Source organism: Cytobacillus solani (genome assembly GCF_006704205.1).
GTDB lineage: Bacteria > Bacillota > Bacilli > Bacillales > Cytobacillaceae > Cytobacillus > Cytobacillus solani.
Genome location: NZ_CP041305.1, coordinates 198166 through 211023, shown reverse-complemented (window position 1 = coordinate 211023; position 12858 = coordinate 198166). Strand labels below are relative to the sequence as shown.

Here is a 12858-nt window from a genome sequence, read left to right as displayed (position 1 = left end):
AAAATGGAATTAGGTGAGAACGTGCATTCGCTTTCGAAATCAGTTAAAATGGTAAAAAAGAGGACGAGAGGATTATTTTATGAAAAGATTGACATTTATTCATGCTGCTGATTTGCATTTAGATAGTCCCATGGTCGGGCTCAAAGGTTTACCAGAGCAGATTTTCAAGAGGCTTCAGGAGAGCACCTTTGAAGCTTTCGGGAAAATTGTTGATTCGGCCATCCTTCACAATGTGGACTTTGTTATTATTGCTGGTGATATATTCGATGGCGAGGATCGCAGTATTCGTGCACAAATCCGGTTTATGAAAGAAATGAAGCGCTTAGAAGATAAGCATATACCCGTCTTTGTTGTTCATGGCAACCATGACCATCTGGAAGGAAAATGGACACACTTGCCTATGCCAGAAAATGTTTATATTTTCCCTCATGACGTCACAGCAAAAACATTTACGAATCATTGCGGAACCTCTGTTAATTTTTATGGATTCAGTTATCCAAAAAGACATGTCTATGAGCGCATGATTCAAAAGTATGCAAAAAAGGATAAGGCTGATTTTCATATCGGTATTTTGCATGGACATTTAGAAGGAGATAGCGATCATGGCAAGTATGCACCATTTACTTTAAAGGAATTACTTGATAAGGGCTTCGATTATTGGGCTCTCGGGCATATTCATAAACGAAATCAACTAAATTTCCAGCCGCCTGTCATTTATCCGGGCAATATCCAAGGACGAAATCGGAAAGAACTGGGGGAGAAGGGCTGTTATTTAGTTCAGCTAACGGACGGAGAGGTGGAAATGACGTTTATCGAGTCCTCCACAGTTATTTGGCGAGAATTAACAATCGATGCTGCAGCTTTATCATCCTTTCATGAAATTTATGCAGCATGCAAAAAAACAGTAGATCAATTTCGATTGGATCACATAGGAATTATTCTTACTCTAACTCTTGAAAATGTAAATATTCCACTTCAAGATTATAAAAGCCTTGAAAATGGTGAACTTCTTGAAATCCTTCAGGAGGATGAAAAAGAGGAGGAGGCCTTTGTATGGATTGCAGATTTATTGATTAAGGAAAAACTTGAATGGACGCATGAACAATTGTCGGGTGAATCTGACTTTTATCAGGAGCTTTTTCAGACAGCATCCAATGCTCACTATTTAAATCAAAGTATTTCCTCTTTATATGACCATCCATCTGCGAGAAAATATTTAGAAGATTTAACTGATGAAGAAAAGAGCAGCTTAGCGGGAGAAGCGAAGAAGCTGCTGGTGAACTTACTTTACAAACCATATTAAGGAGGTGAAGAGATGAAAATAACGGATATACATATTTATGGATATGGCAAGCTTTCTAGCCTGAAGATATCTAATTTTAATGAATTTCAAGTAATCTATGGGGAAAATGAAGCAGGCAAATCAACTATTATGTCTTTCATCCACAGCATTTTATTTGGCTTTCCGACTAAGCAGCAGTCAGAGCTTAGATATGAACCGAAGGATGGATCAAAATATGGAGGTCAGCTTACTGCCATATTCCCAACCCATGGAAAGGTTGTTATTGAGCGTGTAAAAGGCAAGGCAACAGGAGATGTCAGGGTCACTCTTGAGGATGGGATGCTGGGTGAGGAAGAGCTCTTAAGAGAACTATTGTCAAATGTAGATAAAGCACTTTATCAATCGATTTTCTCCTTCAATGTTCATGGTTTACAAAATATCCATCAATTAAAAGGGGAGGATTTAGGAAGATTTTTATTTTCTGCAGGGACATTAGGGACAGATCAGCTTATTCAAGCGGAAAATATACTTCTTAAAGAGCTTGATTCACGCTTTAAACCGAATGGGATAAAGCCAACTATAAACGTCAAGTTAAAGGAACTTAAACAGCTTCATCAAGAACTGAAAAAAGCAGAACAGCAAAATGAACAGTACTGGACATTTTTAAAGGAGAAAGTGGAGTTAGAAGAACAGATTACTGCAAGCCATGAGGAACTTTTACTTGTTCAGGATAAAAAGACTCGCTTAGAGGAATGGAGACATATTCAGCCTTTGAAGATGGAAGAGCAACAGATAGAAGAAGAGCTGAAGACATTTGAAGAGATTCATTTTCCTATAGACGGATTAACAAGAATGGACCGTCTGGAGCAAATGATCAAACCGCTTGAAGGGCAAATGGCTAGCCTTGTGCAGAGAAAAAACAGTTTGACTATTGAGCTGGAAAACAGCAAACCAAATGAAGCTATTATTAATAAAGAACCAGAAATTACGGCTGCAGTTGAGGGTCTCCCATTATTAGAAAAGCTTAACCAGGAGAAGGAAGAACTGACAGTAAAGCTACAAGAATTAACACAAGCTGAACTTTCTGTTAAGGAAAAGCTTCATTTGCCCATACAGGAAGACGAGCTATTAAGCATTAATACAAGTGTCTTTATGAAGGAGAAAATTACTCATACGCAAGAGCAGTATCGAAGGGTAAAGGCAAAAAAACAGGATCTAGACGAACGATTTAATGAAGGGAGACAGTTGCTTGAAGAAACGGAAGAAAAAATAAAAAGTCTAGAACATCGACGTCTTCCTGCAAGTGTGCGCCTCGAGCTTGAAGAAAAAATAAAAGATGCCGATCAAAGGGAAATAATTGAATACGAACGAACACAAATAGAAGAAAGACTTGCGTTTCTCCAATTAGCAGAAAAAAAAGAAATAGAAAAGACAAGAAGAAAGAAAGCCCAAGATCGTATTCAATTAATACTCTTTAGTATTCTTTTTATGATTCTTGTTGTCTTGGGGATTGTAAACACCGAGTGGTCGCTAGTTGTTGCCGGTATGCTTGGCATGATTGTTACTCTCTATTTGCATTATAAAAAAATAACGAAGTCAAATGGTAACGTTTTTACAGATGAAATGAAGACGTTAAAAGAAAAAAAGCGGCAGCTTATTCAAAAGCTGAATGATCATGATGATCATGAGATGTCTGCTAATAAAATGAAGCTTGAGAATGATAGGGAAATAGTTGAGCAGCTTCGCCATTATCAGCTTTTATGGGAGCAGGGAAACGAACAATATGAAAGAATTATAGCGGCTTTTGAATCATGGGAAAAGGCGAAATTGGAAGCAGAGAGAAGAATGATTGAACTTGGGGAAGAACTATTTCTTCCACGGGATATTGCTTTAAATTATTTAGCAGATGCTTTTCAGCTTATCGAACAACTGAAGAAGCTATACAGAGAAAGAAAGAACATCCTAGAACGCAGTGAAACTGTTTCTAAGCGAATAGCAGAGATGAATGAAGGAATCTCTTCATTAAGTGATGCGTATTTGCAAACGCCCCCGTCAAATATCCAGGAAACGGCATACTTATTAAGGAAGTTACTAAAAGAAGAAACAGAAAAACAAATAAAACAAAGTGAAAAGCAGTCGAAGCTTTCTGAGCTTGAAGAAGAATATGAAAGAAAAAAAATAGAACTCGATCATTTTCTAATGGAGCAGCAAAACCTCCTGCAGCTCGCACAGGCAGAAAATATGGAGAACTTCCGAGAAATAGGACAATTGGCAGAGAAAAAAGAGAAGCTGAATGAAAAGCTTAATAACGTTGCAAGTCAGCTGAAACGTTCATCGTTTAATGGGGAAGAGATAGAAACATATATGAGCTTTACAAATATAGATTCAACTATTCAAATGCATACGATAAGGATGAAAGAACTGAAAGAAATCATGCCAATCCTGCAACAAGGCCTTGCTGAAAGGAAATATGAAATTCAAGTCATAGAAGAAGGCGGCACATATGCAGAGCTGCTTCACAAATATAAACAAATGAAGGCAGAGCTTGAGGAAGATGCAAAAGAATGGGCCAAGTATGCGATTGCGAAAGAAATTCTCGACAAGACGGTGGAGCGTTTCAAAACCGAGCGGATGCCAAGGATGCTGAAAAAAGCGGAAGAATTTCTCGCCTGCTTAACAGATGGAAAATATACCCGATTGTATCCGAAGAAGGATAGCAGCGGTTTTCTCATTGAAAGCAGCAATCAGCAATTATTTGAAGCGAACGAAGTCAGTCAGGCTACGATGGAGCAGGTTTATGTTGCATTTAGGCTATCTCTTGCATTAACTATTTATGAGAAGCTCCCTTTTCCAATTATCATTGATGATAGCTTCGTGAACTTTGACCATGTAAGAACAGAGAAGATTATGAGCCTATTAAAAAGCATTGAAAATAGGCAGATCCTATTTTTTACATGTCACAAGCATATGCTGCCATATTTTTCACAGAGTCAAATTCTAAACGTAAATAATACAGCCAGTTTGCTAGTATAGGATGGATTTCTCGCCCTCCTTATCAGACGAAAAAACAAATCTATATGGTATACTATTTTTATAGAAGGGAGAGTGGCAGAATATATGTCAAAGGGAATTATGTTTTATGATGTTGGAGAACAAATTGAACAGTTTCTATTAATTAAAAATGCAACGAAAGGAATTGCCAGTAATGGGAAGCCTTTCTTAACATTGATATTCCAGGATAAAAGTGGAGAAATTGAGGCGAAGCTTTGGGATGTGTCTGATGGAGATGAAAAAAGCTTTAGTCCTGAAACGATTGTGAAAGTAACTGGAGAGATTTTAAATTACCGCGGGCGCAATCAGCTGCGAATCCGTCAGATACGGCCGGCATCTCCAACTGACCCAGTTAAATTAGCAGATTTCCTTGAAACAGCTCCTTTAAGTACGGATGAAATGATGGGGAAAATAACGCAGTATATTTTTGAAATGAAGAATCCGAATATCCAAAGAATCACTCGTCACTTAATTAAAAAGCATCAGAACGCATTTCTTGAGTATCCTGCAGCGACAAAAAATCATCATGAATTTGTGTCAGGTCTTGCTTATCATGTCGTTTCCATGCTTGATTTAGCTAAAGCCATCGCAGGACTCTATCCGAGCCTTGATAAAGACCTTTTATATTCGGGTGTCATTCTTCATGATCTAGGGAAAGTCATCGAGTTATCTGGTCCGATATCAACCATGTACACGATTGAGGGCAACCTGCTTGGTCATATCACTATCATGGTTAATGAAATCGGAAAAGCTGCTGATGAACTTTCAATAAATGGGGAAGAGGTACTCATTCTGCAACATTTAGTTTTAAGCCACCATGGAAAAGCAGAATGGGGCAGTCCAAAGCCTCCGATGATTAAGGAAGCTGAGATTCTTCATTATATTGATAATCTTGATGCGAAGATGAATATGCTTGACCGTGCATTAGATAGAGTGAAGCCCGGTGAGTACACGGAAAGAGTATTTGCATTAGATAATCGTTCCTTCTATAAGCCGACTTTTCATAATTAAGTTTTACAGCCGTTCCTTAGATGGAGCGGCTGTTTATTTTTGTCCGTTATATAATAGTGAATTTTTTGTATGAAGTTTGTTTGACGTAGTCAAAGATTCTGGGAATTAAGTATACGTGTAACAATGCTTCTCTCCTCACCTTTTCAATGCTTGCCAATCGGCTAGTTTACTTTATGAATAGAAAGTATGCAAGGATAATCATAAATTCCAATTGAAGGCATAAATTTTAATAAAGCTTGGACAATCCTTCAATAAGGGGGGAAATGAAGATGATGACGATTCCACTTTGGGCTTATGTTGTAGTAGCAGGGATTCTTATTAGTGCTTATATGGCTTTTAGGACGGGAAAAGAGGAACGAAAGCTAGAGGATGAAAGCATTGAACTGGAAGGCAGGGTGTACATGGAAAGAATCCAAAAGGAGAAGGAAGCAAGAAGAGGGGTATAAAGGTTAGCATGCTATCGAATGTAAAAATAGGTCCCTTCTTGGGACCTATTTTTTAAGAAAAGGAAATTACTGTTTAACTTCTGTGCTGCTCTTTAAGATATCTTTTAAATCTTTGTCGTTGATTTTTACATTTGCATCTTTCAATTCACGTTCCATCGCTTTTTCAATTGTTGCTCCGTCAATCTTTGAAACCTTCAATTCATATTCCATGTCCTTTTTCATTTCATCGAAAGGCTTTTTCTCTTTTTTCTCAGTTGTTTGGATAACATGATAACCATGCTGTGATTTAACTGGTTCACTAATCTCATTAACATCTAGAGCATATGCAGCCTCTTCAAATTCAGGAACCATTTGTCCAGCTCCAAACCAGCCTAGGTCACCGCCATTTGCTGCAGAACCTGGGTCTTCCGAATATTCAGTTGCTAAATCTTCAAATTTTCCGCCTTCATTTAGCTTTTTCTTGACTTCATCTATCTTTTTCTTTGCTTCTTCAGCTGTTGTATCTTCATCTACCTTTATTAGTATATGACGGGCTTTAATTTGAGGCTTGTAATTATCGTAGTACTCTTTAACTTCTTTTTCTGTTACTTTTACATCTTTAATTGCAGCCTTTTCCTGCATTAAACCTGTTTTGAATGTTGCTTTTAAATCATCCTCATCTTTGTATCCGTATTGTTGAAGGGCAAGCTCAAAGTTAGCACCAAGCTGCTCTTTCAGCTCATCAACCTTTTCATTTAATTCTTCATCCGTTACTTTATATTTTTCTGAAAGAACTTTTTCATAGACAAGCTCTCTTAGTGCTTGTTCACCGTATTTTTCTTTCATTGAATTATAAAGCTCGTCCTTTGAAATATCACCAGCTTTAGTTTCAACAACAACATCTCCAGATCCATTTGTGCTGTTACAAGCAGTTAATCCTAAAACCCCAGCTGTAAGTGATAGGGTAATTATCCATTTTTTCATGTTGAACACTCCTAATTGTATTTGTTTATATTCGATTTCACAAAACTTACTATACCATAAATGTAAGGAAGAACAAAAACAATAACCTATGATGTGGGTAAGAAAATATGTGTTCACCTATCCCAATGTATTTGTTTAGTCATATGATAAAAAGAAAACTTTCATTCGAAGAAATTAGATGGAGCAAGAATTTTGGATAAGTCGTGATAGGAGCCTATTCGCACGCGGAGGCAATTGAATAGGATATGTTAGCAACATGAAAGGAGGGTGTTCTCATGGGTGCAGGGTATGGATACGGCGGAGGTTTCGCGCTAATCGTAGTGTTGTTCATCTTGTTAATTATTGTTGGCGCAGCTTGGCTATAAGAAAATGAAGGGAGGAAACAATATGTCTGGTGGAGCTGGATATGGAAACGGCGGAGGCTTTGCCTTAATAGTCGTTTTATTTATCCTTTTAATTATCATTGGTGCATCTTGGTTGTAGTGGCGAAAGACATAAAGTTATCCGCTCTAGAATGTAGAAAAGCGGAGGGATGATCTCCTCCGCTTTTTCTGTATGCCATTTTTCTTTGTCAATTATGCATATAAAATTTCAACAAATGAGGATATTAAAAGAATGGTCACCAAAATATTAATCGTACGAAATACTTTAGGCTGCCGATCTTCAGGGATATCCTTTTGAAGGCAAAGGGAATTTGTCATTTTGTTAATATTATATAAAATAAAAACAGCAAAAATTATAAAAATGGAGATCATAGAAAAATTCCCTCCTTTAAACAGTCAGATGATTTAAAAATGACCTACAAGTTTGATATGTTATTTACAATAACAAAAATTCCTGAAAAAAGATAGTCTTTAAGATTCTATAAGTATTATTATGGATAGGTGATAAAGTTATTTCCTCTAATTAACAATTAAGAATAGTGGCTTCTCAGCAAAATCTCAAAGCCTTCATCGTTTTCTTCAATATATGATCGATTTGGAGCAGACAGCACATTTTTGGCACAAACGAAATCTGAAAAACAAATGCCAACATGAAAGGCTAGTAAAATGGTAGAATAGTGAACATAATGCGGAAAACAAAAACATGCCAAAATCAATAAACTATTTATCGTGACAAACGGTGTAAATAATGCGACAATAAATTTCCATTTTGCTATCGGTTCATTGACTTTAATGTGAATAATTGGTAATAGTCCATATTTAATTGTTACTATTTTTTTAACTTTATGGCCGTGTCGGGCTAGCGGTAAATAATGAAGCAGCTTATGAAACGGGTACATGATCCATAAGCATATTATAAATAAAAAGAAATAGTTATCATAAAAAGAAGTAACCCCAAACACATATTGAGCAGGTACATAAATAATAATAAAGGTTAGCAACATTGTTAAGGAAGACATAAAGAAAAGTCTATGAGATCCATAATGCTTGTTAATATTAATTGTCTTCCAGCAATTCATTGTATCATACCTCCAAGAGGAGAAAATAAATTTCCACAAAACTTACTAAGATACTTTACGATGAAAAGGCGAAAAAATCAATAGGGAAAAAACACAGATTTTGTCGAAGAATAATCATGGACATACACCATAATATATGTGGCCGGTATGATAGATAAACGGAGGAAAAAGGTGGATATTTACACATTGATGGAGAAAATAAACAAACTAGAATATCAGCAAAAGCTGCTTTTGAAGGTAATTGAAAATCCGAATCATTCCTTCTATAAATTAGTGGTTGAAAAATCACTTGGGCAAAAGGATGTAAAGGCATTCAATCAACTATGTGAAGAGTTGAACATAAAGTGGGAAGAACAGAAAGCGGAAGGATTTGTTAACTTTCATCCGCTTTATAAAGAATTTGAGAAGCGTTTACATCCTAATCTTACAGCTTATGATGTTATTCATGCGTGTATAAAACAGCAACTATTCCTTCCTCTAATGGTTGAATTAAGAAGGTATCTTTGATTTTATACACTTTCCTTTAGTGTATACTCCTTTTTGGTTAGCTTGCCTTCTTCCTCTACAAAGTCATTTTCAAGGTTTGCAAATGATTTTTCAAATATTTCCATAAAGTCATCACCGTATATATTCCTGACGATCGCCATTATTTCAATAATGTCAGGGAATTTTCCATAAAGATCTCGCAATGGCTTTGCCCCCGAATAGACAGCGTTTTGATCAGGATCGTACGTCTCCATAAGACTGAGTAAAATACTTTCACCTGCAGCAGTCAGTTCGATATACGTATTTCTCTTATCACTTTCCTTCTTAGAAAATTTAAGTAACCCCCGTTCCTCTAGCTTTTTGGAAAAGTTAAATGCTGTTGACACGTGCATAACCCCAAATTTAGCTACATCAGAGATGGATGCTCCTTTTAAATGGTAGGAAATCCATAAAATATGATGTTCATTAATATTTAAGTCATACGGTTTGATCCATTGCTGCCAATCCTTCTCAATCGTCTTCCATAGTGCTTTACTTAATTGAGCAATCCTTTGACTAAAGATCATTGCTTCCTTTATAGAATACAATTTATCATTCATATTCAAAAATCACCTTCTTTTTAAGTATCTAATAACATTATGCCAATAAAACAAAAATTAATAAAGATATAAATTTACAAAATTTTTAGAAATTGAACCATATAATGATTTTTATTATGAGTAAAAACGGAAATTGGGTAAATGTATAAAAGGAGATTAGCAATCATTTAATCAACAAAATAAATCTCCAGCTAAGACCGTTTCACTTTATTAATATATTTGTTTTCGGCTTGAAAAGGAAAAATCCTTCTTTTTTTTAAAAAAGTAAGGATTTTTTTAGGGAAAGCATGAAATGATGAGAATTTTAGGCTTTCTTGATATTAATATTTTGTTCAAGCTCGTGAATTGCAATTTCTATGGCTTGTAATTCTTTCTGCAGTTCTTGCTGATGAGGGAGGACATCGGCCTTCCATTTATTAATGGAGCTTTTAACATCAGATGAAAAAGCTAGAATTTCTTTTTTTCCTTCTTTTGATGCGATGATCGTCGCATCCTTTACTCGAATTAATTTCTTATTTAATTCGATCATTTGATTTTGTATGCATTCTTTCTTTTCTTGGATTTTCTGTCGGGCGTCTCTGCCAGATGCTGGTGTGGATAATAAAGTGCTTATTCCTGCTACAGTCCCTCCAATAATAAATCCAATGAGCAATGATTTTACTTTCATTATTCTTCACCTCTCATATTCTACTTATATAGATTTTACTACAAAGAAAAGAAAATTCCTTCATTTAAATATGAAGGTTTTTCACAAATACTGCTGGATCTGTCCAAATGATGACAGGAGTATCGTTCATATCTATAAGAAAACAAGCATACATTTTAATAATTGTACAAAACCTGAATTTATTAGAAAAAGGGGTGGGGACGAAAAATGTCAGGGTTAACTGCAGGCATCTTTACAATCGGGGCTTTACTAATTGCCGGAGGTGTTCATTTCTATCTAGCGGTAAAGAGACCCGTCGTATACCCTCCTAAATATATACTAAGAAGGAGAGCAGCCGCTTTAGCAGCAGGGGGAATCGGATTTTTGCTTATTGGGGTAATTATTCATAGTTTTAAATGAAAACGAAAAAACCCGCTGAGGCGGGTTTTTATTATTATTGCTTTGCAGCAACCGTTGGTTGATTTGTAAGCTTCGTCCGTTTCATAATGGATTGTGCAATCGGATAAAGAATGACCATTGTGACTGTGTTGACAATGGTTGCTGGCAGGACAACTGCACCAAATAATGCAGCAAATGGACCAGGCAAACCAACAATGAAATAAGCCGATGTTAAAAAGACAATCCCAGAAATCAGTGTTCCAATAGCAGTTAGAACAGAAGCGCTTATAATTGAATGATGAAATTTCTTTAATAAAAGGAAAAGCCCGAAGAAAATCGCTGCAGTAATTGGTTTATCAATGATGTTTGGGAATAGACCACCTGGGAAGGTAGTTGTTAGCCCTGATATAAGTCCTGTTGCTAATGATAGAAGTAATACACTTTTCCGATCAGGAAAAAGGATAATACCTAAAAACATCATCGTTAACATCATATCTGGTTTCATACCAGCACCAAAGCCTGGCATAACTGCATGCAATACCGCTCCCATTCCCACTAAAAGGGAAAGGGCTACAAGATTTTTCGTATTCATTTCTCATCTCTCCTATTCTCGACTCAACTAATTTTTGTTTCTCCTGCAGTGCGCTCTATGCCTGCAGCGAAAAACTTGTAATTATTATAACATAAAACAACTGAAAAAGAAGAAGTAATTTTCAGTTATATCTCCTGAATTTTTTCATGAATGCTGCTAGCTGAAAGACATGCTCCACTGGCATCGCATTGTAAATGGAAGCACGACACCCGCCAACTGATCGGTGACCGTTAAGACCAATAAAGCCTTCTTTTTTAGCTTGATGCAGAAAGCTCCTTGCTATTTCTTCATCAGGAAGATTAAAGGTAACATTCATTTTTGATCTGCTTTCTTTTTCCGCATGTCCTAAATAAAAACCTTCACTGCAATCAATGGCATCATATAGTATCTTTGCTTTCTCCTCATTCCTTTTTTCAATAACTGTTAAACCACCTAATTCCTTTGCCCATTCGAGTACAAGCTTCAGTAAATAGATCGCAAGAGTTGGCGGTGTGTTATAAAGCGAATTGTGAGTTGCATAAGTGTTGTAATTAAGCATGGTCGGCAAATGATTACTTGATCTTGATAAGAGCTCCTTTTGAATAATAACGACTGTTACTCCAGACGGACCAAGATTTTTTTGTGCTCCAGCATAAATAAGATCAAAATTCTCGATAGTTAACTTTCGGCTTAATAGATCGCTAGACATATCCGCAACTAATGGAATCCCTTCATTTGCAGGGAAATGCTGCCATTGTGTGCCGTAAATTGTATTATTGCTTGTTATATGAAGATAGGCGGCATTTTCTGATGTCTTGGCATTTACAGTAGGAATAGACTTATATTGCTGATTCTTGCTTGAAGCTGAAATGAATGTTTCCCCAACCTTCTCCGCTTCCTTCAATGCTTTTTCAGCCCATACTCCAGTTAATATATAATTGCCTGCTTTCCCTTCTGTGAGGAGGTTCATAGGGACCATTGAAAACTGCAGGCTTGCTCCGCCTTGAAGGAAGAGAATCTCATAGCTGTCTGGGATGGACAGGAGATCTCGCAATAGCAATATAGCTTGCTCATGAATGGTTTCATATTCTTTACTTCGATGGCTTAGCTCCATGACAGCCATGCCAGAATGATTAAAGTTAAGCCAGTTCTTTTCTGCCTCTGCTAATACTGCTTCCGGTAAAGCAGCTGGACCTGCATTAAAATTAAGTGCTCGATTCATCAGTTTCTCCTCCAAAAGTATCTGTCATACGGTAATGAAATAAAGATAATCCTATGGTAACAAATTAAATGTATTTGTACACAACTAATTGTGAATATTATGAAAAATACAACAAAAAGGCTCCCAACTAAATAGAAACCCTTTCTTTGTAAACGGGTTAATTGAATAAGAATAGTTTCCAGAAGATCGTCATCGAGTCGATCTTTTTTCTTGTCACTGTTTCAGATAAAAAGAATAACTATTTGAAAGCACGTTGGACCGCAATTTATAGTGATAATTTTTTCTGAATGGGTAAAAAATAATGAATAGGAAAGGAGTGATTGCGAATGTTTGGAAAAAAGTGTCTAACAGGATTGGTCGTTTTGCTTGCGATGATTATGGTTGGGAACACTGCAGGCTCTCTCGGCGTATTTGCCGAAACCGGTGTGGTAACACCACCTATGGAGACGGTGAAAGATATTGAGGTCGAGTTGAACGATGACTACTTTAATCCAAAAGTCATCACTATTTCCACTGGAAGAACGACAAAGTTGATATTGAAAAACAAAGGAAAGAAAGAACACACCTTCACAGTGGAAAAGCTCGGAATTGACGTCGAAGTCCAGCCGGGAAAAGAAAAAACCATTACTTTGAAACCGACAAAGCCAGGTACATTTGAATTAATCTGTCGGTACCACTTCCAGGAAGGAATGGTTGGAAAAGTAGTAGTTAAATAGCAAG

16 protein-coding genes are annotated in these 12858 nt (G+C 36.5%); 9 read left to right on the top strand and 7 right to left on the bottom strand.

The annotated features are described in order from the left end of the window. Positions 1–79: 79 nt before the first annotated feature. The 4 genes from FI644_RS01085 to FI644_RS01070 all read left to right on the top strand — a co-directional run bounded on the left by FI644_RS01085 (position 80) and on the right by FI644_RS01070 (position 5790). Positions 80–1303 carry a metallophosphoesterase family protein gene (locus FI644_RS01085; RefSeq protein WP_053475148.1) on the top strand — a complete coding sequence of 408 codons (1224 nt, stop codon included), beginning with the start codon at positions 80–82 and terminating at the stop codon, positions 1301–1303. A gap of 12 nt (positions 1304–1315) precedes the next feature. Beyond that, positions 1316–4315: an ATP-binding protein gene (locus FI644_RS01080; RefSeq protein ID WP_142107869.1), complete on the top strand. Its 3000-nt coding sequence runs from the start codon at positions 1316–1318 to the stop codon at positions 4313–4315. An 84-nt stretch (positions 4316–4399) separates the two neighbouring features. Continuing rightward, positions 4400–5344, top strand: coding sequence for a 3'-5' exoribonuclease YhaM (yhaM, locus tag FI644_RS01075; protein WP_053475150.1), 945 nt, complete (start codon positions 4400–4402; stop codon positions 5342–5344). 269 nt (positions 5345–5613) lie between these two features. After that, the gene (locus tag FI644_RS01070; protein ID WP_053475151.1) at positions 5614–5790 is read left to right on the top strand and encodes a sporulation YhaL family protein; all 177 of its coding nucleotides are present in this window, start codon (positions 5614–5616) and stop codon (positions 5788–5790) included. Between the two features lie 66 nt (positions 5791–5856). On the opposite strand, the gene FI644_RS01065 is transcribed toward FI644_RS01070, so the two are convergent. After that, positions 5857–6753, bottom strand: coding sequence for a peptidylprolyl isomerase (locus FI644_RS01065; protein WP_142107868.1), 897 nt, complete (start codon positions 6751–6753; stop codon positions 5857–5859). Positions 6754–7028: 275 nt separating this feature from the next. Here FI644_RS01065 and FI644_RS01060 point away from each other — a divergent pair, with 275 nt between their 5' ends. Together FI644_RS01060 and FI644_RS01055 are read left to right on the top strand one after the other, a co-directional pair. Next, positions 7029–7118 (top strand): YjcZ family sporulation protein, encoded by a 90-nt coding sequence (locus FI644_RS01060; RefSeq protein WP_075209110.1) that lies wholly within the window; start codon positions 7029–7031, stop codon positions 7116–7118. A 22-nt stretch (positions 7119–7140) separates the two neighbouring features. Continuing rightward, on the top strand, positions 7141–7236 hold the full coding sequence (locus FI644_RS01055; RefSeq protein WP_053475153.1) for a YjcZ family sporulation protein: 96 nt from the start codon (positions 7141–7143) through the stop codon (positions 7234–7236). 92 nt (positions 7237–7328) lie between these two features. On the opposite strand, the gene FI644_RS01050 is transcribed toward FI644_RS01055, so the two are convergent. Together FI644_RS01050 and FI644_RS01045 are read right to left on the bottom strand one after the other, a co-directional pair. Further along, positions 7329–7508 (bottom strand): hypothetical protein, encoded by a 180-nt coding sequence (locus tag FI644_RS01050; protein ID WP_053475154.1) that lies wholly within the window; start codon positions 7506–7508, stop codon positions 7329–7331. A gap of 158 nt (positions 7509–7666) precedes the next feature. After that, positions 7667–8215: a DUF3267 domain-containing protein gene (locus tag FI644_RS01045; protein ID WP_053475155.1), complete on the bottom strand. Its 549-nt coding sequence runs from the start codon at positions 8213–8215 to the stop codon at positions 7667–7669. Positions 8216–8386: 171 nt separating this feature from the next. Between FI644_RS01045 and FI644_RS01040 the strand changes: the two genes are divergently transcribed. Further along, a complete protein-coding gene (locus FI644_RS01040; protein WP_231690039.1) occupies positions 8387–8722 on the top strand; it encodes a DUF1878 family protein in 336 nt (111 codons plus the stop codon). Between the two features lie 2 nt (positions 8723–8724). Here FI644_RS01040 and FI644_RS01035 read toward each other — a convergent pair whose 3' ends face one another. Together FI644_RS01035 and FI644_RS01030 are read right to left on the bottom strand one after the other, a co-directional pair. Further along, positions 8725–9300 carry an HTH-type transcriptional regulator Hpr gene (locus tag FI644_RS01035; protein WP_053475157.1) on the bottom strand — a complete coding sequence of 192 codons (576 nt, stop codon included), beginning with the start codon at positions 9298–9300 and terminating at the stop codon, positions 8725–8727. Positions 9301–9604: 304 nt separating this feature from the next. Beyond that, a complete protein-coding gene (locus tag FI644_RS01030; RefSeq protein WP_053475158.1) occupies positions 9605–9967 on the bottom strand; it encodes a YtxH domain-containing protein in 363 nt (120 codons plus the stop codon). 207 nt (positions 9968–10174) lie between these two features. Between FI644_RS01030 and yhzF the strand changes: the two genes are divergently transcribed. Beyond that, entirely contained in the window at positions 10175–10366 is a 192-nt protein-coding gene (yhzF, locus tag FI644_RS01025; protein ID WP_053475159.1) for a membrane protein YhzF, read from the top strand. Positions 10367–10400: 34 nt separating this feature from the next. Here the strand turns inward: yhzF and FI644_RS01020 are convergent, their stop codons facing one another. Both FI644_RS01020 and serC read right to left on the bottom strand, forming a co-directional pair. Next, the gene (locus FI644_RS01020; protein WP_053475160.1) at positions 10401–10937 is read right to left on the bottom strand and encodes a tryptophan transporter; all 537 of its coding nucleotides are present in this window, start codon (positions 10935–10937) and stop codon (positions 10401–10403) included. Between the two features lie 121 nt (positions 10938–11058). Next, complete coding sequence (gene serC, locus FI644_RS01015; RefSeq protein WP_142107867.1) at positions 11059–12138, bottom strand: 3-phosphoserine/phosphohydroxythreonine transaminase; 1080 nt, start codon at positions 12136–12138, stop codon at positions 11059–11061. 326 nt (positions 12139–12464) lie between these two features. Between serC and FI644_RS01010 the strand changes: the two genes are divergently transcribed. After that, complete coding sequence (locus FI644_RS01010; protein WP_053475162.1) at positions 12465–12854, top strand: cupredoxin domain-containing protein; 390 nt, start codon at positions 12465–12467, stop codon at positions 12852–12854. The last annotated feature ends 4 nt before the right edge of the window (positions 12855–12858 follow it).